At 69.7% G+C, this 21,240-nt stretch carries 19 protein-coding genes and 2 tRNA genes; 12 read left to right on the top strand and 9 right to left on the bottom strand.

What is annotated here, in order from left to right:
• Positions 1–272: 272 nt before the first annotated feature.
• Together G9C83_RS02760 and G9C83_RS02755 are read left to right on the top strand one after the other, a co-directional pair.
• Positions 273–1,718, top strand: a complete 1,446-nt coding sequence (locus G9C83_RS02760; RefSeq protein ID WP_167244582.1) for a right-handed parallel beta-helix repeat-containing protein — start codon at positions 273–275, stop codon at positions 1,716–1,718.
• Positions 1,719–1,959: 241 nt separating this feature from the next.
• On the top strand, positions 1,960–2,319 hold the full coding sequence (locus G9C83_RS02755; protein ID WP_167244581.1) for a hypothetical protein: 360 nt from the start codon (positions 1,960–1,962) through the stop codon (positions 2,317–2,319).
• A 54-nt stretch (positions 2,320–2,373) separates the two neighbouring features.
• Here G9C83_RS02755 and G9C83_RS02750 read toward each other — a convergent pair whose 3' ends face one another.
• Positions 2,374–6,123 (bottom strand): PKD domain-containing protein, encoded by a 3,750-nt coding sequence (locus tag G9C83_RS02750; RefSeq protein ID WP_167244580.1) that lies wholly within the window; start codon positions 6,121–6,123, stop codon positions 2,374–2,376.
• A gap of 244 nt (positions 6,124–6,367) precedes the next feature.
• Here G9C83_RS02750 and G9C83_RS16220 point away from each other — a divergent pair, with 244 nt between their 5' ends.
• The 3 genes from G9C83_RS16220 to G9C83_RS02735 all read left to right on the top strand — a co-directional run bounded on the left by G9C83_RS16220 (position 6,368) and on the right by G9C83_RS02735 (position 10,123).
• Positions 6,368–7,594: a glycosyltransferase family 2 protein gene (locus tag G9C83_RS16220; RefSeq protein ID WP_208288407.1), complete on the top strand. Its 1,227-nt coding sequence runs from the start codon at positions 6,368–6,370 to the stop codon at positions 7,592–7,594.
• Positions 7,595–7,670: 76 nt separating this feature from the next.
• Positions 7,671–9,014, top strand: a complete 1,344-nt coding sequence (gene glmM, locus G9C83_RS02740; protein WP_167244579.1) for a phosphoglucosamine mutase — start codon at positions 7,671–7,673, stop codon at positions 9,012–9,014.
• A gap of 152 nt (positions 9,015–9,166) precedes the next feature.
• Entirely contained in the window at positions 9,167–10,123 is a 957-nt protein-coding gene (locus G9C83_RS02735) for an NDP-sugar synthase (protein ID WP_167244578.1), read from the top strand.
• Positions 10,124–10,167: 44 nt separating this feature from the next.
• Here G9C83_RS02735 and G9C83_RS02730 read toward each other — a convergent pair whose 3' ends face one another.
• The gene (locus G9C83_RS02730) at positions 10,168–10,776 is read right to left on the bottom strand and encodes a hypothetical protein (protein ID WP_167244577.1); all 609 of its coding nucleotides are present in this window, start codon (positions 10,774–10,776) and stop codon (positions 10,168–10,170) included.
• A gap of 711 nt (positions 10,777–11,487) precedes the next feature.
• Here G9C83_RS02730 and glmS point away from each other — a divergent pair.
• The 3 genes from glmS to G9C83_RS02715 all read left to right on the top strand — a co-directional run bounded on the left by glmS (position 11,488) and on the right by G9C83_RS02715 (position 14,270).
• On the top strand, positions 11,488–13,308 hold the full coding sequence (gene glmS, locus G9C83_RS02725) for a glutamine--fructose-6-phosphate transaminase (isomerizing) (RefSeq protein WP_167244576.1): 1,821 nt from the start codon (positions 11,488–11,490) through the stop codon (positions 13,306–13,308).
• Positions 13,309–13,408: 100 nt separating this feature from the next.
• Positions 13,409–13,927, top strand: coding sequence for a hypothetical protein (locus G9C83_RS02720; protein WP_167244575.1), 519 nt, complete (start codon positions 13,409–13,411; stop codon positions 13,925–13,927).
• A 64-nt stretch (positions 13,928–13,991) separates the two neighbouring features.
• Positions 13,992–14,270 (top strand): winged helix-turn-helix domain-containing protein, encoded by a 279-nt coding sequence (locus tag G9C83_RS02715; protein WP_167244574.1) that lies wholly within the window; start codon positions 13,992–13,994, stop codon positions 14,268–14,270.
• A 130-nt stretch (positions 14,271–14,400) separates the two neighbouring features.
• On the opposite strand, the gene G9C83_RS02710 is transcribed toward G9C83_RS02715, so the two are convergent.
• The gene (locus G9C83_RS02710; protein ID WP_167244573.1) at positions 14,401–14,757 is read right to left on the bottom strand and encodes a DUF5658 family protein; all 357 of its coding nucleotides are present in this window, start codon (positions 14,755–14,757) and stop codon (positions 14,401–14,403) included.
• A gap of 115 nt (positions 14,758–14,872) precedes the next feature.
• Here G9C83_RS02710 and G9C83_RS02705 point away from each other — a divergent pair, with 115 nt between their 5' ends.
• Together G9C83_RS02705 and G9C83_RS16120 are read left to right on the top strand one after the other, a co-directional pair.
• Positions 14,873–15,019, top strand: coding sequence for a hypothetical protein (locus G9C83_RS02705; RefSeq protein WP_167244572.1), 147 nt, complete (start codon positions 14,873–14,875; stop codon positions 15,017–15,019).
• A 297-nt stretch (positions 15,020–15,316) separates the two neighbouring features.
• Entirely contained in the window at positions 15,317–15,439 is a 123-nt protein-coding gene (locus tag G9C83_RS16120; RefSeq protein ID WP_279587134.1) for a hypothetical protein, read from the top strand.
• A gap of 123 nt (positions 15,440–15,562) precedes the next feature.
• On the opposite strand, the gene G9C83_RS02700 is transcribed toward G9C83_RS16120, so the two are convergent.
• The 3 genes from G9C83_RS02700 to G9C83_RS02690 form a co-directional block, all read right to left on the bottom strand.
• Positions 15,563–15,853 (bottom strand): HalOD1 output domain-containing protein, encoded by a 291-nt coding sequence (locus tag G9C83_RS02700; protein WP_167244571.1) that lies wholly within the window; start codon positions 15,851–15,853, stop codon positions 15,563–15,565.
• Between the two features lie 230 nt (positions 15,854–16,083).
• Positions 16,084–16,192 (bottom strand) — tRNA-Ile (locus tag G9C83_RS02695).
• Positions 16,193–16,508: 316 nt separating this feature from the next.
• Positions 16,509–16,581, bottom strand: a tRNA-Asn gene (locus G9C83_RS02690).
• 100 nt (positions 16,582–16,681) lie between these two features.
• Here G9C83_RS02690 and cca point away from each other — a divergent pair.
• Entirely contained in the window at positions 16,682–18,031 is a 1,350-nt protein-coding gene (cca, locus tag G9C83_RS02685; RefSeq protein WP_167244570.1) for a CCA tRNA nucleotidyltransferase, read from the top strand.
• A gap of 11 nt (positions 18,032–18,042) precedes the next feature.
• Here cca and G9C83_RS02680 read toward each other — a convergent pair whose 3' ends face one another.
• On the bottom strand, positions 18,043–19,050 hold the full coding sequence (locus G9C83_RS02680; protein WP_167244569.1) for a histone deacetylase: 1,008 nt from the start codon (positions 19,048–19,050) through the stop codon (positions 18,043–18,045).
• Complete coding sequence (locus tag G9C83_RS02675; protein ID WP_167244568.1) at positions 19,047–19,478, bottom strand: histone; 432 nt, start codon at positions 19,476–19,478, stop codon at positions 19,047–19,049. Before G9C83_RS02675 ends, G9C83_RS02680 begins: the two co-directional genes overlap by 4 nt.
• A gap of 93 nt (positions 19,479–19,571) precedes the next feature.
• Between G9C83_RS02675 and G9C83_RS02670 the strand changes: the two genes are divergently transcribed.
• Positions 19,572–19,757 carry a hypothetical protein gene (locus G9C83_RS02670; RefSeq protein WP_167244567.1) on the top strand — a complete coding sequence of 62 codons (186 nt, stop codon included), beginning with the start codon at positions 19,572–19,574 and terminating at the stop codon, positions 19,755–19,757.
• Between the two features lie 27 nt (positions 19,758–19,784).
• Here the strand turns inward: G9C83_RS02670 and G9C83_RS02665 are convergent, their stop codons facing one another.
• Complete coding sequence (locus G9C83_RS02665; protein WP_167244566.1) at positions 19,785–21,194, bottom strand: single-stranded DNA binding protein; 1,410 nt, start codon at positions 21,192–21,194, stop codon at positions 19,785–19,787.
• Positions 21,195–21,240: the final 46 nt, after the last annotated feature.

The following is a 21,240-nucleotide window of genomic DNA, read 5'->3' as shown; positions in this document are numbered from 1 at the left end:
GCTCTCGGCGGCCGCGAGCGTTCACAGAGCGTGACGGCGAATAGCCGACCGCTACGAGCGCGTTACGTCGGCGTTAGGCGCGGGGCGCGAAGTAAGCCGAGCGTTCTATCGCCGGGTGTCGCCGCGCTGTCTAGGGGTTTCCGGCGACGAGTAGTCGTTCGCGGGCGCGCAGTGGTTCGGCCGGGCGGTCGCTCGCGGCTCGCAGAAGCTTCGGTTTGCGTACGAAAGGTCTGCCTTACAATGGGGTCACGCGGCTTCGTTTGGCGACGAGCATGCAACCAACTGATAACCACATCGTCGCCACCGCGCTCGTCGCGCTCGTCGCGCTCGCCGCAGTCACGTCGGGGGCTGCCGCCGGGACGGCGACCGACGCGTCGACGGCGACGACCGAGCTCGCGTCCTGCCAGACCATCGACGAACCCGGGACGTACACGCTCGCTTCGGACGTCGAGAGCGCCGCCGGGGACTGCTTCCGGGTGACCGCCGACTACGTCACGATCTACGCGAACGGCCACACCGTCGCCGGCAACGGCTCCGGCGCGGCGTTCGTCGCGTCCGGCGTCGAGCGGGTCACCGTCAGGAACGTCACGCTCACCGACTGGGAGACCGGCGTCTCGCTGCGCGACGTGACCGGCGGCGGGGTCTACGGCGCCAGCGTCGAGAACGCCGCCGTCGTCGGCGTCGCCCTGGACGACAGCACGGGCGTCTTCGTTCGCGAGAACGACGTCGCGGACAGCACCACCGGCGTCAGCGTGACCGGCGAGAGCGACGGAAGCGTCGTCGTGGGCAACCACGTCGAGAACGTCACGGGCACCGGAATCGCCGTGAGCAGCGACGAGACCGAAGTCGTCGCCAACGACGTCGTCGACGCGGGCGGCAGCGCCGTCCGCGTGAGCGCCGCCCGGACGGTCACCGTCGCGGACAACACTGTGAGCGGGAGCGTCGGTGGTATCGCCGTCGCGGAGTCCGGAGACGTCACCGTCCGCGGCAACGACGTCGAAGCGGTGACCGGCTCCGCGGTCGAGGTCGTGGGCGAACCGAGCGCGTCGACCGCGCGGCCCGAGTTCCTCGACGCGTCGTGGGCACACTACGACGCGGAGGCGCTGACCGCGCTGTTCGAGGACGCGCGACGCGACGCGGAGAACCGCGTGGTGAACAACACGCTCGCGGGCGCCACCGGCCCCGGCGTCCTGCTCGCGGAGACGACGCCAGCGACAGTCAGCGGGAACAGCATCACCGACACCGACGACGGCGTCCGGGTCGCCCAGACGTCGAACGTCACCGTCCGCGGCAACGACGTGACCGCGAGCCGGGACGACGGCGTCGCCGTCGCGAACGCCTCGCACAACACCGTCACCGGCAACGACCTGCTGAACAGCACCGACGACGGCGTCTACGCGGTCGGCGCCGGGAACGAGTTCGCGAACAACACCGCCCGCGGGAGCGGTGACGACGGCCTCGACGTGCAGAACTCCACGGACGTCGTCGTGGCGTCGAACGTCCTCTCGGACAACGGCGACGACGGCCTCTACTTCCGGGGCGTCCACAACAGCACGGCCGTCGAGAACACCGCCCGCGGGAACGGCGACGACGGCCTCGACCTCCGCGGATCCACTGGTAACGTCGCGGAGAACAACACGGTCTGCGGGAACGACCACCACGGAATCGTCCAGCGCCTCGGCGCCCAGAACAACACGGTCACTGGGAACGGCTGCTGAGCGCGCTCCACTTTTCTGCGGTCGCCAGTGCGGTAGTCTGGTGGCTGTCGCGGTGAACGACTGTGATGGGACTCGCACGGTCCGATGGACGATGCGTCCTCGACAGCCCGCACGTGCTCGTGTCGGCGTACGCGGAGCTACGGAGAACCCGAGCGACGACGTTCACTGCCACGAGCTGAGCGACCGGTTGTACGGAAAACGGTTACCGAGCGCGGGAGGAACAGCTGTAAAGCGGCGCACTGTGGTACGGTACGTCGCCGCCGCTTCGGCCGGGCTCACGGCCGGCTGTTTCGGCGGCGTCTGGTCGGACCCGAGAGGGAGCGTCGTCGTCCGCAACGAGGACGACACCGCCCACCGGGTGACGGTGACGCCCACCGGCGGCTCGGAGGCGGCGTCCGAGCAGAGCGCCGGGCTGAACGCCTCGGAGTCCGTGGAGTACGCGGACGCGTTCGCCGGCGGCTCTTACGGCGTGACGGTCGACGTGGATGGCGAGCGAGCGGGCAGCGACGACCTCGGTGTCGGAGAGTGCGAGAGAATCAGGCTTCTCGTGACGGTGACCGGCGACGGGGAGACAGAGTTCCAACAGAGCTACTGCGATTGACCGGGCCCGCGTCCCGACATTCCGGGGGCGGGCGAAACGTGGCTGCGCGACCGGCTACTGCGACGACCGGAACCGGATCGCGGCCAGCGCCGCCACTACGAGCGCGAACGCGGCGTTCACGAGGTCGAACCCGGGGACGCTCCCGCCGGACTCGCCGGACACCGTCTGCTCGGTCGTCGACCGCGTGGTGTCGTTGGCGGCGACGACTTCGACGGACGCCGCGGCGTTGCCGACCGACGCGTTGTACGTCCCGGGCGCCTGAATCTCGCGCGTGAACGTCACGGTCGCCGTCTCGCCGGCGCCGACGGAGACGTTCTCCGACTGGACCACCTGGTCGAACAGCACCAGTTGGACGTCCTCGCTGCCGCCGACCGGACCAGTGTTCTCGACGGTGGCCGTGAGCGTGAACGTCTCGCCCGCGGTCACCGGCTGCTCGCTGACGTTCAGCCCGGTGGCCGAGACGTTCGGGGTGCGCGGCCGGACGTCGACGTAGTGCTTCTCGCCGTAGTCGACCCGGATCGTCTTGTTGCCGGGCGAATCGAACGCGTGCGTGAACGTCACCGTCCGGGTCTCGTTGGCGCCGACGCGGATCTCGCGAGTCTCCAGAATCTCGTCTTCGACGTCGAACTCGACGGTCTTGGTGCCGGCCGCGTCGCCGGTGTTCGACACGGTCGCCTCGACGGCCAGCCGCTCGCCGACGTACACCGTCGGCGCCGACAGCGAGGCGTGCGCCTGACTGATGTTCGGCGCTGCGGTGGGCTCCTCGACCGCGCCCGAGCCGCCGGCGTTGCCGCCGCTGCTGCCGCCGCCTCCGCCACCGCTACCGGCGGAACCACCGCCGCCTCCGCCACCACTCGACCCACCACCGCCCGAGCTGCCACCACCGCCTCCGCCGGAACCACTCCCGCCGTTGCTCTCCGCCGCCGCGACGTCGATCGTCGTGCTCACGGTCGCGTTCGTCCCGGCTTCGGTCTCGACGTCGAGCGTCACCTCGTACTCGCCTTCCGAGCCGTACGTGTGCTCGACGGTCTCCCCGGTGGCGTTCTCGCCGTCACCGAACGACCAGTCGAACTCGACGAGGTCCGACAGCGGCGTGGAGCCGCTCGCGTCGAAGGACACCGGCTCGCCGACCGTCGGGTCCTCGGACGTCACCTCGAAGTCCGCCTCGACGGGTTCGGGCGCTCCGACAGAAACCGTCGCGCTCGCGGTCGCGTTGCGGTCGCCGTCGACGACAGTGACGCTCGCAGTGTAATCGCCGGTATCGTTGTAAGCGTGGTCGAGCGTCGCCTCGCTGGTATTCTGGTCGATTGTACCGTCGCCGTCGACGTCCCACTCGTACGTCTGGATGTCGTCCTGCGGCGTCGAGTCGCTGGCGTCCAGCGTCACCGTCTCGTTCACCGCCGCGTTCGCGGGCGCGGTGAGACTAGCTTCGGGGCCGGTCGCGGATTCCACGACGTCGATGGCCGCGGTCGCAGTGTCCGTCTCGTTGTCGTCGTCGACCACGGTCACGCTGGCCTCGACGCTCCCGGCGGCCGCGTACTCGTGTTCGACGGTCGGCGAGGACGTGTTCGCGTCCACGGTCCCGTTGCCGTCGAGGTCCCAGCGGAACTCGGTAATCTCGCCCTCGTCCGTGGAGGCGCTGGCGTCCAGCGTCACCGTCTCGTTGACGGTCGCCTCCGACGGCGCGTCGAGCGCCGCGGTCGGCGGACCGGAGACGCTGACTGTCGCGGACGCCGAGTCCTCGCTGCCGGCCGAGTCCGTGACCGTCACGGTCGCGGTGTACTCGCCCGAAGAGTCGTACGTGTAGTCGACAGTCGGGCTGTCGGTCGTCTCCTCGGCCTCGCCGTCGCCGTCGTAGTTCCACGCGTACTCCTCGATACCCTGGTCGTCAGTGGAGTTGCTCGCGTCGAACGTGACGTCCGAGCCGACGGACCCGTTCGCGGGTGCCGTGAGGCTCGCGTTCGGCGGCTCGTTCGCCGCCTGCACGTCGATAGTCACGCTCGCGGAGTCCGTCTCGCCGTCGTCGTCGACGACCGTGACCGACTCCGTGACCGTTCCTGGCGTCCCGTAGCTGACTTCGACAGTCGAACCGGTCGCGTTCCCGGTCACGTTCCCGCTGACGTCCCAGCGGAACTCGGTGATGTTGCCCTCGTCGGTGGAGCCGCTGGCGTCCAGCGTCACCGTCTCGTTCACTGTCGCGTTCGCGGGCGCGTCGAGCGCGGCCTCTGGGGCGTTATCGGCGGCCTCGACCTCGATAGTCGCGTTCGCGGTGGCCGTCTCGCCAGCAGCATCCACGGCGGTGACCCGCGGCGTCATCGTGCCCGCGTTCTCGTACGCGTGGTCGACAGTTGGACTGTCAGTCGTCTCGTCGACGTCGCCGCTCCCGTCGAAGTCCCACTCGTAGCGCTCGATGCCGGTGTCGTCGGTGGAGTTGCTCGCGTCCAGCGTCACCGTCTCGTTCACTGTCGCGTTCGCGGGCGCGTCGAGGCTCGCTGTCGGTGGCTCGTCCGGCGCGCGCACGTCGATGGTCGCAGACGCCGTCGAAACCTCGCCGTCGTCGTCCACGACGTCGACGGACGCCTCGACGGTCCCCGTGGTACCGTAGGCGTGGTCGAGCGTCGGGGCGGACGTCGTCTCCTCGGCCTCGCCGTCGCCGTCGACGTCCCAGCGGTACTCGGTGATGTTGCCCTCGTCGGTGGAGCCGCTGGCGTCCAGTGCCACCGTCTCGTTGACCGTCGCGTTCGCCGGTGCAGTGAGGCTGGCGTTCGGCGGCGACGGCGGCAGCGTCGCCTCCACTTCGACCGTCGCCTCGTCGCCGTTGCCGTACGTGTCGAACGCCGTCACGCTGACCGTGTGGGTTCCGGCCTCCTCGAAGGCGTGGGCGGTGGTCGGCTCGGTCGTCACCTCGTCGGTCTCGCCGTCGCCGTCGAAGTCCCACTCGTAGCCGCCGAGCTGCTCGTCGTCGGACGTGTCGCTCGCGTCGAACGTGACCTCCGCGCCGGTCTCGGTCTCGCTGGGGCCGTCGAGGCTCGCGGACGGCGGCGTCTCCAGGCAGCCGCCGCCGCCGTTGACGAACAGACGACGGTCGCGGTCGAGGTCGTGCTCGGTGCCGTCCTCGTCGATCACCGTCCAGCTCGTGAGCAGGTCCTCGTCGCTGCCGGAGTACCCCCAGTCGCCCCAGAACTCGGCTTCCTCGTTGAACGCGGGGTCGACGACGACGGTGTCGCTCATGTTGCCGACGCCGCGGAACGCACCGCCGTCGTTCCGGTTGTCGCTCCACATCCAGTCGACGCTCGCGGTGTCCCCGCCGACGTCCCACTGGTCGTCGTTGGTGTCCGAGCCGTTCACCTCCGTGTACTTGTCGTCCTGGACGACCCACTCGCCGGCCGCGGGCAGCCCGCTGAAGTCCATCGTGAGCGCCCCGCCACCGTCGGAGTTCGGGTACTGGTCGTGCAGCAGGACGAGGCTCGCGCCCTCGGACCCCTCGTAGAACAACAGCACGCTCCCCTGGTCCTTCTGGAACTCGCTAGTACCGTAGGAACTGAATCTGTACGGGTCACCTTCCCTGGTCGCGCTGTCCGACTCGTACCCATCTGGAACGCGATAGTCGTAGAACTGGGTGACGTTCTGGTCGGCGTCCGTCACCGGGTCGACGGTGTAACACGACGTCCCCTGTGCGACCGCGTACGTCGAGTGCTCGACGGGCGCGGCGGACACCGGAACGACGGCGACGATCGGCCCGGCGACCACGGCCAGGACTACTGCGAGGACGGCGATCGTGCGAATCGAGAAACGGTCGGGCATTGCTGTTCGAATGGCCGCGAGTAACCCTTTGTTATGAGCGGGCTTCGGGAGAGGCTACCACGACAGACGCCGCGGAGAGCGCACGAAGCGCAGAAATTGCGACGTTTAGCGAGAACAGAGTAGGGGCCGCTTCGTGGGACGCAGTCGCGCGGAATCAGGACATCGCGAACCGACAGGAGACGGATAACAATACCTCGACTCCGCTTACTCCGGGACGGACCGCCGGTGCTCCGGCGACGCAACAATGTATCGGGAACACACCACGGCAGTCGTCGTCCCGGCGTACAACGAGGAACCGTTCGTGGCGGACACCATCGAGTCGGTGCCCGCGTTCGTCGACCGCATCTACGCGGTCGACGACGGCTCCACGGACGACACCTGGCGGGAGATTCGGGACGCCGCGGACCGCGTCAACGCCCGCAGCGACGGCGACGCCTTCGACGACCGCGTCGTGCCGATCCGACACGAACAGAACCGCGGCGTCGGCGGCGCCATCAAGACCGGCTACCTCCGCGCCCGCGAGGAAGAGATCGACGTGACGGCGGTGATGGGCGGCGACGGCCAGATGGAGCCCGAGGTGCTCGGCGACCTCTTCGACCCCATCGTCGAGGGGCGCGCGGACTACACGAAGGGCAACCGCTTCCTCGGGCAGACCGACAGCGGCGACATGCCGACGTTCCGCTTCGTCGGGAACACCATCCTCACGGCGCTCACGAAGGTCGCGAGCGGCTACTGGGGGAACGGCGACCCGCAGAGCGGCTACACCGCCATCTCCCTGCGCGCGCTGGAGACCGCCGACGTCGAGTCGATGTACGAGTTCTACGGCTACTGCAACGACCTCCTCGTGAAGCTGAACGTCGCGGAGATGCGAGTGGTGGACGTCGCCTCCCCCATCACGTACGGCGACGAGGAGAGCCACATCAAGTACCGGACGTACATCCCGAAGGTGTCGGCGATGCTCGGCCGGAACTTCCTCTGGCGGCTGAAGACGAAGTACCTCGTCTTCGACTTCAACCCGCTCGTCGCCGCGTACGCGGCGGGCGCGGTGTCGTCGCTGGCCGCCGTCGCCTCCGCCGTCGGGGAGCTCCGGGGCGTCGACAGAACCGCGACGCCGGTGGCCCGCGGCGCGCTCACGCTCCTGTTCGCGCTCGTGGGCGTGCTGTCGTTCGTGTTCGCGATGACGCTCGACGCGGCCGCCAACGAGCACCTGAGCGACGCCGTCCACCCGGCGGGTGACGTGCCGCCCGCGGGAGAAGCGCCCGAGGGAGACGCCGCGACGGTCGCGACCGACGAGGTCGACGCGCCTGCGGGAGTGGCCGCCCGCGCCGAGAACGGCGCGGTCGAGCTGGAGCCCCGGGAGTGGGCGTACGTGCTTAGCGACGACCCTGGCGATCCGCCGACGCCGAACGCGGCGCGCGTCCGCGAGCGCCTCCGCGACGACCAGCCGCAGAGCGACACGGCCGCGGACTGACGCGAAACCGTCCGTATCGCGGCGCTTCTCCGGTAGGCGGGTGGTAACAAACAGGTCGCTCGTGCGTGTACAGTCCATGTTCGGGACGAGCGGTATTCGTGGCGAGTTCGGGACGGACGTGACCGCGGGGCTGGCGCTGTGCGTCGGGCGGGCGCTCGCGTCGGACGGTCGGGGGCGAGTCGTCGTGGGGCGAGACCCCCGCGACACGGGACCGCTGCTCGTGGACGCGCTGACCGCGGGGCTCCGCGAGTGCGGCGCCGACGTGGTGCGGCTCGGCGAGGTGCCGACGCCGACAGTGGCGCGCTCCGTAGAGTGGTACGACGCAGACGCCGGCGTGACCGTGACCGCGTCGCACAACCCCCCGGAGGACAATGGCATCAAGCTCTGGAGCGCGGACGGCTCCGCGGTCGTCGGTGACGAGCAGGACGACATCGTCGAGCGGCTGAAACGCGACGACTACGACACCAAGCGGTGGGACGAGATCGGGAACACGCGCACCGAGTCGAACGCGCGCCGACGCCACGTCGACGCCATCGTGGACGCGGTCACCGTCGACCCGCCGCTGTCGGTGGTCGTCGACGTCGGCAACGGGAGCGGCCGGCTCACGTCGGACGTGCTGCGCCAGCTCGGCTGCGAGGTCGAGACGATGAACGCGCTGCCGGACGGCGAGTTCCCGTCGCGGCCGAGCGAGCCGACCGCACAGAACTGCGAGGGGCTCCAGCGGGTCGTCGCGGAGTCCGACGCCGACATGGGCGTCGCCCACGACGGTGACGCCGACCGGATGATGGCGGTCACGGAGACCGGGCGGTTCGTCCCCGGGGACGTGTTGCTCGCGCTGTTCGCGCGACAGCAGGCGGTCCCGCGGGCGCGGGTCGCGGTCCCCATCGACGTCAGCATGGCCGTCCAGGACGAGCTCTCGCAGGTCGGCGCGGAGACCACGTACACGAAGGTCGGGGACGGCCACGTCGCCGCGCGCACGACCGAACACGACGTCGTGTTCGGCGGCGAGCCCAGCGGCGCGTGGATCTGGCCGACGGTGACGCGCTGCCCGGACGGCCCGCTGGCGGCCGCGAAGCTCGCGGCGCTGGTCACCAACCACGGCTCGCTGGACGCGCTCGTCGACGACGTCCACCAGGTGCCGATTCGCCGCGAGAACATCCGCACGGACGCCAAGCGCGAGGTCGTCGAGCGCGTGCGGGCGATGGTCGCGGACCGCTACGAGAACGTCACGACCGTCGACGGCGTGCGCGTCGACCACGACGACGGCTGGTTCCTGGTGCGCGCGAGCGGCACGGAGCCGCTCGTCCGCGTCACCGCGGAGGCCCGCGACGGCGACCGCATGGAGTCGCTTTTGGACTCCGCGCTCGACCTCGTGACGACCGCCGCCGACACCGTCGACGCGGAGACGAGCCCCGCATGACCCGTCGGTAACGCCCCGTTACCGAGCACGTACCCGGCTCCTTCTGGCGATAGGCCGGCGCGCGATTCCGCAGGTATCAGTCGACCGAACGCGCGTAAGCCGGCCTTACAATCTTCATAACAAGGGTAGTGGTCGCTGTCCAGTTGGGCGTGATGCAGACAGTCATTCTCGCCACGGACCGCGGCCCCGGGCCGCTGTCGAGCGTGGCGTCGACCCCGATGCTCCCCGTCGCCGACAGGCCGCTGGTCGCGCACGCGGCGGACGCCGCCGTCACCGCGGGGACCGAGGAGCTCGTGTTCGTCGTCGGCGACGACGCACCGCAGGTGCAGTCGTACTTCGGCGGCCGGTACGCCGGGGTGCCGGCGACGTACGCGATTCAGGAGGACAGCCACGAGCGAGCGATCCGCGCGCTCCGCGGCCGGCTCGACGGCCGGGTCGCGGTGCTGAACGGGAGCTGTCTCTACGACGCGGGCGGCGTGGACGCGCTGTTCGACCACGACGCCGCCATCGCCGCCGAACCCGCCGAGGGACCGGCCCCGGTCGGGACGGACGGCGGCGAGCCGACCGTCGAGCGGGCGTCCGGCGCGTGCGTGTTCCCCGCGGACAGCCTCGACTCGGTGACCGGCGGCCGGCCGCTCTCGGTGGCCGCCCTGGAGAGCGCGGCGTCGCGGCCGGCGGTCGTGGACGTGCCCCGCGTCGCGGTGTCGAGCGCGGCGGACCTCGTGGACGCGAACGCCCGCGCGATGGCGTCGATAGCGCCCGCGGGCGAGACCGTGCAAATCGCCGACGACGCCACCGTCGAACAGGGAGTGACCTTCGACGGCCCGGTCCTCATCGCGGGCGGCGCGACCGTCGAGCGGAACGCCACGCTGCGCGGACCGGTCGTCGTCGGACCGAACGCCACGGTGGGCGTCAGGGCGGTCGTCGACTCCGCGGTGCTGTTCGGGGACGCGACGGTCGACGCGGGCGCGCGATTGGACGGTGCTGTGATCGGCCCGAACTGCACCGTCGGCGACGGCGCGAGCGTCGCCGGAGTCACCGACGCGCGTGGGAACGGGGTCGCCGCCATCGTCACGGACGGCGCGCGCGAACGGCTCGGCTACTGGTAGCGAAGTACAGCGAACGCGGCGGGCGGGTTTTTCGGCGGCGTCGACTACTCCCGGAGCGAGTCGAACGCGTCCGACGACCAGAGCGAGACTGCGAAGACGACGGCGAGGAAGACGACGACGACGGCGGTCGCGAGCGTGTACGCGCTGGAGAGCTGCGCCGCGAGGAACAGCACCGCGAAGGCGGCGATTCCGCCCGCGTAAGCGGTCTGTGACGGCGCGGACCCGGACTCCTCCTCGGCCCCGACGTCGAGGTACTCGTACAGCGACTCGACGTGGTTCCCGACCTCGATGCGGCCGCGGCCCTGGTTGAAGTCGACGACGCCCGCGTCGTCCATCTTCGGGAGGTGGCACTGGTAGAGGCCGATGTAGACGCGTTTCCGCTGCTGGGCGTCGAGCTGCTGGACGGTCGTGTCGTTCTCGATGGCCGCGATGTGTTCGGCGAGCTCGCCGATGGTGACCGGCTCCTCGGTGTCCCGGACGTACTCGAGGACGAGCCGGCGGCGCCGGTTCTTCAGGATCTCGAAGGTGATGTCGAGCGGGAGTTGCTCCGCGGGCTCCTCTTCGGGCGTGTCGGCGTTCGCTTCGGGCTCCGTCGACGGGACCGAGTCGATTTCGCTGTCCGATTCCCCGCCACCGTGAGTCGCTTCTAGCATTGTCGTAGTCCTCCGGTCGTGTGTGTGCTGGCCTGCCGCTCGTGTGCCGGTGCCGTCGCCGTCGATCTGGTGTTCGGACGGACAGGCTCGCCGAGATGCGTGTCCCCCGTCTCGTTTCCTCCCCCCGAGTTGTCGTCCCGCGCCGGTCGGCGAACACTCGAACCGTAGCGTGCCCGTACCGCGCTAGCAGCCGATAGTGTCCCTATCTCAACATAAGTGTTTGGTACACAACGTCTGACGCGCTCCACGGTCGTAACGCTTCCGGACGAACCAGGCCCCCGCGACCGCGGGGCGAGATCCACGCGCGAGTGTGGCACCGGATAACCTCCTACTGTCCCGCGGCGAAGACGGCTCGGCGGCAGCCAGGCATCCTGCATCTGTGGTACGTAACCGACCGGGTAGACCCTTAGTTACACACGACCTATCGAACGTCGACCGACGAGCGGACCGGCGGCGCGTTCCCAAGTCCGAGACTCTCGAAGTCTCTCGCGGCTGTTTTCTCGGGTTAGGCGCAGACACCCGACGACCAACCGCCGAATAACAATGCGCGGATGTGCCGATTGGCGAACGTTACCTCAGCTGGTAAGCGCCCGCAAGGACAATGACCCGGAACACATCACCAACCGCCGCGAGGCAGCGTCACGCGAGAACTGAATCGGACGACGAACCGGGGCCGCGCGCGGCCACGACGGAGACGGACGGGGGCCATCCATGTGCGGAATAACGGCGTGCGCGGCCCCCGCGGACGAGAACGTCGTGGATACGCTGCTCGGCGGCCTCCGGAACCTCGAGTACCGGGGGTACGACTCCAGCGGCGTCGCCACGCCGGACAGTGAGACCGTCTCCGTCATCAAGCGCGAGGGCGGCATCGACGAGCTCGCCGACACCCTCGACGTCGTCGGTCCGGACGGCGCGGTCGGCATCGGCCACACGCGGTGGAGCACCCACGGCGCGCCGACCGACGCCAACGCCCACCCGCACACGGACTGCGACAACCGCGTCGCCGTCGTCCACAACGGCATCGTGGAGAACTACACGGAGCTGCGCGACGAGCTCCGCGCCCGCGGGCACGTCTTCACGAGCGAGACGGACACCGAGGTCATCCCGCACCTGGTCAGCGAACACCTCGACGACGGGATGACCGTCGACGGCGCGTTCCGCGCGGCCATCGAGCGCCTGGAGGGACGGTTCGCCATCGCGATGGTGGTCGCGGGCGACGACGCCATCTACGCGGCGCGCAACGGGTCGCCGCTGGTCGTCGGCGTCGACGACGGCCGCCGCTTCATCGCCAGCGACGTGCCGTCGTTCCTCGAACACACCGACGACGTGGTCTACCTCGAGGACGGCGACGTCGTCCGCGTGACCCCCGACGAGCACGTGATCACGGACCTCGACGGCCGCCCGGTCGAACGCGAGACGAAAGTCGTCGACTGGCAGCCCGAGGACGCCGAGCGCAACGGCTTCGACCACTACATGCTCAAGGAGATCCACGAGCAGCCCGCCGCGCTCGAACGCGCCATCAACGGCCGCATCACCGCGGAGGGCGGCATCGACCTCGAGGAGTTCCCGCCGGGCACGTTCAGCGACGTCACCGACGTCCAGCTGGTCGCCTGCGGGACCTCCTACCACGCCGCGCTGTACGTCCGCCAGCAGCTCGCCGAGCGCGGCGTGCCGACGCAGGTGTTCAGCGGCGGCGAGTACGCGACGACGCCCGCGCCCGTCACGGAGAACACGCTCGTCATCGCGGTGACCCAGAGCGGGGAGACCGCGGACACGCTCGCGTCCCTGCGGGCGGCCGACGAGCGCGGCGCGCGCACGCTCGCGGTGACGAACGTCGTCGGGTCGTCGGCGGCGCGGTTCTGCGACGACGCGCTGTTCATCCGCGCCGGCCCGGAGATCGGCGTGGCGGCGACGAAGACGTTCTCCTCGCAGGTCGCGGTGCTGACGCTGCTCGGCGAGCGCATCGCACAGGACATCACGGGCGAGCCCAGGGAGGACCTCGCGGCGATGCTGCGCGGGCTCGAACGCCTCCCGAGCGACGTCCAGCACGTCCTCGACCAGTCCTCGGTGGAGTCGCTGGCGACGAAGTACCGGGAGCGCGACGGCCACTTCTTCATCGGCCGCGGCGTGGCGTACCCGGTCGCCCTGGAGGGGGCGCTGAAGTTCAAGGAGATCACGTACGAGCACGCCGAGGGGTTCGCCGCCGCCGAGCTCAAGCACGGGCCGCTCGCGCTCGTCACCCCGGACACGCCCGTGTTCGCGGTGTTCTCGGGACCGCACGACGAGAAGACGCTGGGGAACGTCGAGGAGGTACAGAGCCGCGGCGCGCCCGCCGTCGCCATCGCCAGCGAGGAGTCCACGGAGGTCGCGGAGGTCGTCGACGAGTTCCTCCCGATTCCGGACACGCACCCGGTCGCGGCGGGCGTTCTCGCGAACGTCCAGCTCCAGTTGGTGTCCTACCACGTCGCCGACCTGCTCGGTCGCGCCATCGACAAACCGCGGAACCTCGCGAAGAGCGTGACAGTAGAGTGATCGCACGCGTCCCGCGGCAGGCACCGCCGTCCGGCGCTACGACCGCTCGCAGGCAGCCCACCCGCCGCCCGCGACAGCCGTCAATCGAGAGCGCCCATAGATGTCTCAATCAGACACACCAGAATCCCTGACTCAGGACACGGTCTACGACCTCCTGAGCAACGCGCGACGACGGTTCGTCCTCTCGTACCTCCGGGACCGCTCGGAGCCGATCGAGCTGAGCGAGCTCTCCCGAGAGGTCGCCGCCTGGGAGAACGACACGCCAGTGGAGGACCTCACGTCCCAGCAGATAAAACGCGTCTACGTGTCGCTGTACCAGACCCACATCCCCAAACTCGACGAGTCGGGGCTCGTGGACTACGACAGCGACTCCGGGGACGTCGAGCTGACGGAGAACGTCGACGTCCTCGACACGTACCTGCCCGAGCGCGAGCAACAGGAGACGCCCTGGCAGCTCGTGTACGCGAGCATCGCGGCCGCGGGGCTGCTGGTGTACGGCGCCATCCTGCTGTTCCCGGCGACGTTCGCGTTCGTGCCGATGACGGCGCTGAACGTCGTCGTCATCACCGTGTTCGCCGTCGTGACGGCAGCGCACTACTACGCGAAGAGTCGGAGGTGACCGTCGTGAGTGAACACACTTCCTCGACGGCGCGCGGGCCCGAACTGCCCGGGAGGTGGTCGCAGTGACGCCCGACTGGGACGTCGTCGGCTACGTCATCAGCTCCGACCACCGCACGCTCGTTCTCGGCCGGCTCGCCGAAGGGCCGGCCACGCCCACCCAGATCGCCGCCGACGTCGACCTCGCCGCCACCCACGTCTCGCGGGCGTTGAACTCGCTGCGCGAGCGCGACCTCGTCGAGCTACTCGTCCCCGAAGAGCGCCGCAAGGGACGCGTGTACGGCATCACCGAGAAGGGGTCGGAAGCCTGGAACGTGATTCAGGCGAAAGACCTCACGGAGTGAGGAAAGGAAAGTGGGGTCGGGGATGGGGTTGGGGGGATGGGTTCCGAATCCGAAGCAGGGGAGTGAGCCGGTGACGCACTCCCCGTTCGTCGACACGCGGGAATCGTCCTTTGTTACGCGGTCGGTTTCCTCACGCGACGACGAGTAGGGCGGCGTTTCTCGCGGCGACGACGACGTTGAGCACGGACGCCAGCCCGTAGCCCGCCAGCCGGACCGCCGTGGTCGCGCGCGGCGACGCGTCCGTGTTCGCGACGGCGACGACGCCGGCCTCGGTGACGGCGGTGATGGCGACGACCGCGACGGCGCCGAGCAGGAGCAGCGCGGCCGGGACGCCGAACGCGGCCATCGCGTCGGCCGCCACGGGGTTCGCCTCGCGGACGGCCGGCCGGAACCGCAGGCCGACGAACGTCGTGACGGCGTCGGCGGCCTTCGTCGCGGCGAGCACCGCGACGAGCGACCACTCGACGTCCGGCGGGATCGAGTTCATCCCGTCGACGTGCGCGCGAGAGCCAGTTTGTTAGTCGCGCAGTTTCGGGGCGGAACCCGCTCGGACGCCGAATAGGGGCCTGTTAACGAAAGATATCGGCGGAGAACACTGGAGCATGGCCCAGCGAAACCTACTCGGCGATTGCCCCGAGTGCGGCGAGCCGGTGCCTCGCGGCGCCGCGCTCATCGCGTACGAGCGCGACGGCGGGCCGGCGGCGTACGCGGAGTGTCCCGACTGTCTGCGGGTCGTCCGCCCCGAGTGACGCGGCGGGCCGCGACCCGGAAGGCGGCCCATAACGAAGCGGATAGGCGGTCTCCGTCGAGTTGCAATGCGCTCCAAACTGCTCGCGGCGGTCGCCCTCGCGACCGTCGCCGTCGTCGCACTGTTCGCCGAACGCCGCACCCGCCCGGACCTCGCCGACGAGTTCGAGGACTGACGCCCTCTCCCGATTTTCTTCCGCATCTCGCCGCCCTCACCGGAAAATCGGGGTTAGTACGCAGTTGCTTATGGTAGTTACAATGACTATTACTTTACCCGTGTCACGCCAAGAGGGGCAGTGATGGCACACCGAATCACCGAAGCCGACCAGCAACGGATAGCGGAATTCGCGAACACGCCGAAGTACCAGCGCGGCCCGCACCTCCTCGAACCCGACGACGGCGACGACCTCGACGACGACTGACCCTCAACTCGCGGCGAACGTTAAACGAAGAAAACAACTATATCCCGCGCGTTACGGCGAGTACCCGCCGATTACTCCGCCGCCGCGTCGCGCGCCCGCTCCGCTCGGCCGGAAAACCGCCGGCTAAACCGGCCGAACGACTACTTCTCCGCCGCTGTCGACGTGCACCCGGTAGGACTCGAACCGGAACGTGACCGCCGCCCGCGCGCCCGCCGAGGCCGACCGGACGAGTAGGTCCAGCGCGTCCAGGTCCACGTACTCGTACAGCGGTTCGAGGGTCAACGGGTCGCGGTCCATCGCCGCCCCGAGGGTCTCCAGGACCGCCGTCGACGGCCCGACGTCGGCCCACTCGTACTCTGCGCGGGTCTCGCCGAGACCCTCCTCGCCTCCCCGGTTCGGTCTTCGTGCACTCATCGGGTGACAAGAAGCGACACGGCTGCAAGTACTTGTTGTAGTTTCCGTCGTCACCACCGTGCTCACCGGTCGCGGACGTAGAAAATGGAGCCTGGCGGATTTGAACCGGAGGAAGACGTGCTCGCTCACTTCGTTCGCTGCGCGCGACTTCCAGGGTTCAAATCCTGCCCCAGTTACGCGCGGTGCGCGCAGCGACACACGCGTCGCTGCGCGGCACCGTCACAGAAACGTGGGGCCTGGCGGATTTGAACCACCGCTCACCCGGTGTCCCACGACACCCGCCCGGGGACGAGCGCCGATATGAGCCGGGGGCTTTGAACCAGACTAAGCTAAGGCCCCTCGTCGTTCGCTTCCCGTGGCCGAACCTTTAGCCTGTCGGGATTTCGCAGAGCCGACGCTCCGGAAGCGAGTGTCGGAGAAGCGCCGTCGAGAGACTACGTCTCTCGGGCCGTGAATTTCGTAGAAATTCACGCCGTTACCAGATGGAGTCTGGCAGCACGTAAAACGAAGTTTTACGCCGCCACCAGGGCTCGAACGTCGAGAGACGGTCCTGCTCGCGGTGCTGCGCGGGCTGCGACTCTCGGGCACGAGCCCTTGCGGCGATACAACCGAACTCGTCGCGGAGCCGACGCTCCGCGAGCAAGTATCGGAGAAGCGCCGCCACCAGGGCTCGAACCTGGGACAACCTGGGTAACAACCAGGTGCTCTACCAACTGAGCTATGGCGGCTCGCATCTCTCCCTACCCGGCGCGTTTTGAAATGGCTTTCGTTTCGCCAGCAGGCTCGGGCATCGACACGGCTTAGGCGCGGCCGCGTGAATCCGGCGGCATGAGCGACTTCGAGTCGGTCGTCGACGCCGTGCGCGAGCGCGTGGACCCGACACCGGACGAGCGCCGCGCGCTCGCCGCGGCCGCGGAGCGGCTGGCCGACCGCGCGCGTGACGCCATCGCCGAGCTACCCGCCGACGCGGACGTCCTGCAGGTCGGGAGCACGGCGCGCGGGACGTGGGTGGCGGGCGACCGCGACATCGACCTGTTCGTGCGGTTCCCCCCGGACCTCCCCCGGGAGGACCTCGAATCGTACGGCCTCGAAGTCGGGAACGCGGTGCTGCCGGAGGGCCGCGAGGAGTACGCCGAACACCCCTACGTGAAAGGGAGCTTCGAGGGGTACGACGTGGACCTCGTGCCGTGCTACCGGCTGGACTCCGCGACCGATATCCAGTCCGCGGTCGACCGCACGCCGTTCCACAACGCGTACCTCGAACAGCGGCTGAGCGACGAGGACGCGGGCGACGTCCGGCTGTTCAAGCAGTTCCTGAAGGGCGTCGGCGCGTACGGGAGCGACCTCCGCACGCAGGGGTTCTCGGGCTACCTCACGGAGCTGCTCGTGCTGGAGTACGGTGGTTTCCGCGAGACGCTGGAAGCCGTGCGGGACTGGCAGCCGCCCGTCGTCCTCGACCCCGAAGACCACGCCGCCGCGGAGTTCGACGACGCGCTGGTGGTCGTGGATCCGACGGACCCCGAGCGGAACGTCGCCGCGGTCGTCGCCGCGGAGAACGTCGCACGCGTCCAGCACCACGCCCGCGAGTTCCTCGACGACCCCGACGAGTCGGTCTTCGAGCCGTCGACGCCCGACCCGCTGAGCGGGGACGCAGTCCGAGGGTACGTCGCGGACCGCGGGACGACGCCGCTGGCGGTCGCCTTCGACGCGCCGGACCTCGTCGAAGACCAGCTCTACCCCCAGCTGTACCGGTCCCGGGACGGCCTCGTGCGCAGGCTCGAGAACCACGGCTTCGAGGTGTTACGCGCGGCGACGTGGGCGGACGACCGCGCGGTCCTGTTCGTGGAACTGTCGGTGAGCGAGCTCCCCGCGGTCGAGCGCCACGAGGGCCCGCCGGTCCACGTCGGCGGGCACGCCGAGGGATTCTACGGGAAGTACGCCGACAGCGACGCCTACGGCCCGTTCCTCGACGGCGACCGGTACGTGGTCGAGCGCGAGCGCGACGTGCGGACCGCCCGCGAGTTCGCCGAGTCGAGACTACCGGAGGTCGCGCTCGGCGCGCACGTCGAGTCCGTGGTCGAAGCCGGCGACTACGAAGTGCTCGCGGGCGAGGACGTCGCAGACCTGGCAGCGGAGTTCGGGACGGAACTCGCGGCGTACTTCGAACCGACCGTCTGAGCGCTCGCGGGTCAGAGCGCGGGGTGAGACTCCGAGAGGTCGTCGAGCAGCGTGCGGACGCTGTCGCTGACCTCGTCCTCGGGGCCGATCGGGTCGCGGCCGTCGAACGTCTCGTGGACCATGCCGATGCCGTCGGCGAGCGTGTCGAGGCTGTACCCGCCCTCCAAGATGAACGCCAGCGGCGCGTCGATCGCGTCGGCGAGCGAGCGGACGCGGTCGGTGAGCAGGCCGTACCCCTCCGTGGAGACGTGCATCCGCGAGATCGGGTCGTGGCGGTGGGCGTCGAAGCCCGCGCTCACGAGGAACACGTCTGGGTCGAACTCCCGAATCGCGGGCTCTAAGAGCTCGTCGAACGCCGCGCAGTAGTCGGCGTCTCCGGAGCCCGCGGGGAACGGCGCGTTCAGCGTCGTCCCCTCGCCGTCGCCCTGGCCGGACTCGCCGGCGGCGCCCGTGCCCGGGTAGAGTCCTTCCTCGTGGACCGAGGCGTAGAAGACGTCGCCGCGGTCGTAGAAGATGTCCTGCGTGCCGTTGCCGTGGTGGACGTCCCAGTCGAAGATGGCGACGCGGTCGGCGCCGAGGTCGTCGAGGGCGTACTGCGCGGCGACGGCGGCGTTGTTCAGGAAGCAGAAGCCCATCGCGTCGTCGTAGACGGCGTGGTGGCCGGGCGGCCGGCCGAGCGAGAACGGCGTGTTCCGGCCGGCGGCGCCGTTCACCGCGGCGCGCGTGGCGTCCATGGCGAGGCCCGCGCTCGCGAGCGCGGCCGACCACGTCTCCTCGGAGGCAGTCGTGTCCGGGTCCCAGTCGCCGCCGCCGGACTCGCAGAACGCCTTGACTTCCGCGACGTAGTCGTCGTCGTGGACGGCCGCAGCGTCGGCCTCGGTGGCGGGCCCGGCGTCCTCGTAGTTGACGCTGTGGCGCTTCGCGAGCCCGCGCTTGATGGCGCGCAGGCGGTCCGGACTCTCCGGATGCCGCGGCCCGGGGTCGTGTGCGAGACACGTCTCGCTGAACCCGAATCTCATTCCACGAGGTCGAAGTACGTCGCGACATCCTCGGCCTGTACGGTGCGTCGTCCCGCGTGCTCGGCGAGCACGGCCGCGCCGTCGGCGGCGTCCGCCGCGTACGCCTCCAGGATGTCCGCGAGCACGACCCGCGCGTCCTTCGAGACGCGGAACTGGTCGTCGAGGTCGAGGCGCGCGATGCGGTCGACGGGCGCGACCGGCAGCGTCAGCGCGTCGGCGTCCGGCACCCCGTCGGCGCCGAAGTCCGCGGCCATCAGTGTCTTCCGCCCGTCCTCGGCGGCGTGCTCGGCGGCTCCCCGGGCGAGCTCCGAGCCGCGCGACTGGATGCGCCGTGCGAGTTCCTCTGCGGCGTCGGCGCTCACCCGCAAGTCACCCGCGTGTCGCCGGATGATGCTGTCCACCGGCGCGAACGGGAGTTCGACGCTCATGCGTCAATGGGTGGCTGTCGCACGCTTAACTGTTTCCGTTACGTGGGGAAATCCGCCACAACGTCCGTCCGCGCGAGTCCCGAACCCGCGACCATGGGCGACAATCCGCACCAGTCGAGCGCGGAAGACGCCGCCGAACGGGAGGGGAACGCCGACGAGGAGGACGCCGAGGAAGAACAGATACAGCAGGAGATGGCGAACCAGGGCGAGGAGCGCTACCAGGACGCCCGCGAGGAAGCGAACCCGAACGACCGGCACGACGAAGCGCCGCGAAACTGACGCCGCCCCTCGTTTTCGCAGCCCGCGTCAGTGCAGTTCTTCGGCGCGCAGGCGGCCGTCCTGGAGGAGGCCGCGAACGGTCACTTCCTGCCCGAGCGTGACGTCCGCGTCCGTCTCGACGCTCACGGTCTCCTCGCCGTCGTCCAGAATCACGGGGTTCTGCGCCTGCACGACGACGCCCGTGAACTCGACTTCCTCGCCGTCGTCCGTGGACGCGTCGGCGTCGTCGCTCGACGAGCTATCAGTCGAGTCGGCGCTGCTCGGTTGGTTCCCGTCCTCGAACGCCGAGAGCCCGGTCTCGCCGCCCGAGTCGTCGGCCGTCGTGGCGCCGTCGGCGAGCGGGATGACCGAGGACTGCCAGCCCGCGGACGCCTCGATGTCGTCCTGCCAGCCGTCCTGGATCTCGACGTCCACGAACGCCACCTCGTCGCCGGGGCCGATGTCGAGGTCGGCCTTGTCGCCCCACAGCGCCACGCGGATGTCGCCCGTGTCGTCCTGCACGCGCACGTTCCGGACCTGGCCCTCGCTGCCGTCGTCGCGGTCGAACGTCCGCTTCGGGTCCGCGGAGCGAATGACGCCTGCGACGTCGGCCACGTCGTCGAGTTCGAGGTCCTCGATGGGGGTGGTGTCCGGCACGAACGCCACGTCCGCGTCGACGGGTTCGACCGCGCCGCGGTCGCCGACGTGGAGTTCGAGGCTGCCGTCGCGCTCCCGGACGTAGCCGTCCACGACCTCCACGACCTCGCCCTGCGAGAGGTCGGGCGCGGTGTCGGCCTGGTCGTCCCAGAGCGTGACGCGCACGCGGCCGGTCTCGTCACCGAGCACGAGGTTGGAGACTTTCCCCTCGCTGCCGTCGTCGCGGTCGAACGTCCGCACCTCCTCGGCCGCGAGCACCTCGCCCGTGAGGTTCACGTCCGAGATGCCCAGCGAGAGGTCATCGACGCGGTACTCGTCCTGTACCTGGACGTCGACCTCCTCCTCGTTGTCGACCTCGATCTGGTCGGCGCTCACCTCGATGCCGTTGTAGCCGTCCTTCGGCCGGCCCTTCACGCGGAGCACGTACCCGACTTCGAGCTCGTCCTTGGCGCCCTCGGCCTGCTCGTCCCACAGCGACAGCCGGACGCTCCCAGTCTCGTCGGCGACGTCGACGTTCACCACGCGGCCCTCCGGGTTCTCGTCGTCGTCGCGCTCGAACGTCCGCACGTCGCCGATGCTCGTCACCTTCGCGATGAACTTGACCTCGTCCATCTCCGGTTCCACGTCGGCGACGCCGTTGACCTCGCCGTCCTCTAGCTCGTGGGCGATGAGCATGGCGGCCGTCTCCTCGTCGGCCAGTCCGCCCATCTGTTCGACCTTCGACTCGACGGCGTCCCGGAACTCCTCGAGGGACACGTCGGTGTCGAGGTCCCCGTAGACGTCCTCGATGTCGTCGCCCATAATCGTAGTTCACTCCAGACGCGAGCCGCGCATAAGCGTTGTCCTT

This window comes from Halobacterium sp. R2-5, assembly GCF_011734195.1.
GTDB lineage: Archaea > Halobacteriota > Halobacteria > Halobacteriales > Halobacteriaceae > Halobacterium.
The sequence above is the reverse complement of the archived record's forward strand: the minus strand, read 5'-3'. Positions and strand labels throughout refer to the sequence as shown.

Excerpts from the sequence above, each read along its gene's own strand:
- G9C83_RS02750 (WP_167244580.1), bottom strand. The coding sequence starts at position 6,123 with ATGCCCGACCGTTTCTCGATTCGCACGATCGCCGTCCTCGCAGTAGTC.
- G9C83_RS02720 (WP_167244575.1), top strand. The coding sequence starts at position 13,409 with ATGTCTCAATCAGACACACCAGAATCCCTGACTCAGGACACGGTCTAC.
- G9C83_RS02700 (WP_167244571.1), bottom strand. The coding sequence starts at position 15,853 with ATGAGTGCACGAAGACCGAACCGGGGAGGCGAGGAGGGTCTCGGCGAG.
- G9C83_RS02705 (WP_167244572.1), top strand. The coding sequence starts at position 14,873 with ATGGCCCAGCGAAACCTACTCGGCGATTGCCCCGAGTGCGGCGAGCCG.
- G9C83_RS02730 (WP_167244577.1), bottom strand. The coding sequence starts at position 10,776 with ATGCTAGAAGCGACTCACGGTGGCGGGGAATCGGACAGCGAAATCGAC.
- G9C83_RS16120 (WP_279587134.1), top strand. The coding sequence starts at position 15,317 with ATGGCACACCGAATCACCGAAGCCGACCAGCAACGGATAGCGGAATTC.
- cca (WP_167244570.1), top strand. The coding sequence starts at position 16,682 with ATGAGCGACTTCGAGTCGGTCGTCGACGCCGTGCGCGAGCGCGTGGAC.
- G9C83_RS16220 (WP_208288407.1), top strand. The coding sequence starts at position 6,368 with ATGTATCGGGAACACACCACGGCAGTCGTCGTCCCGGCGTACAACGAG.
- G9C83_RS02710 (WP_167244573.1), bottom strand. The coding sequence starts at position 14,757 with ATGAACTCGATCCCGCCGGACGTCGAGTGGTCGCTCGTCGCGGTGCTC.
- G9C83_RS02670 (WP_167244567.1), top strand. The coding sequence starts at position 19,572 with ATGGGCGACAATCCGCACCAGTCGAGCGCGGAAGACGCCGCCGAACGG.
- G9C83_RS02735 (WP_167244578.1), top strand. The coding sequence starts at position 9,167 with ATGCAGACAGTCATTCTCGCCACGGACCGCGGCCCCGGGCCGCTGTCG.
- G9C83_RS02680 (WP_167244569.1), bottom strand. The coding sequence starts at position 19,050 with ATGAGATTCGGGTTCAGCGAGACGTGTCTCGCACACGACCCCGGGCCG.
- G9C83_RS02760 (WP_167244582.1), top strand. The coding sequence starts at position 273 with ATGCAACCAACTGATAACCACATCGTCGCCACCGCGCTCGTCGCGCTC.
- G9C83_RS02665 (WP_167244566.1), bottom strand. The coding sequence starts at position 21,194 with ATGGGCGACGACATCGAGGACGTCTACGGGGACCTCGACACCGACGTG.
- G9C83_RS02675 (WP_167244568.1), bottom strand. The coding sequence starts at position 19,478 with ATGAGCGTCGAACTCCCGTTCGCGCCGGTGGACAGCATCATCCGGCGA.
- glmM (WP_167244579.1), top strand. The coding sequence starts at position 7,671 with ATGTTCGGGACGAGCGGTATTCGTGGCGAGTTCGGGACGGACGTGACC.
- glmS (WP_167244576.1), top strand. The coding sequence starts at position 11,488 with ATGTGCGGAATAACGGCGTGCGCGGCCCCCGCGGACGAGAACGTCGTG.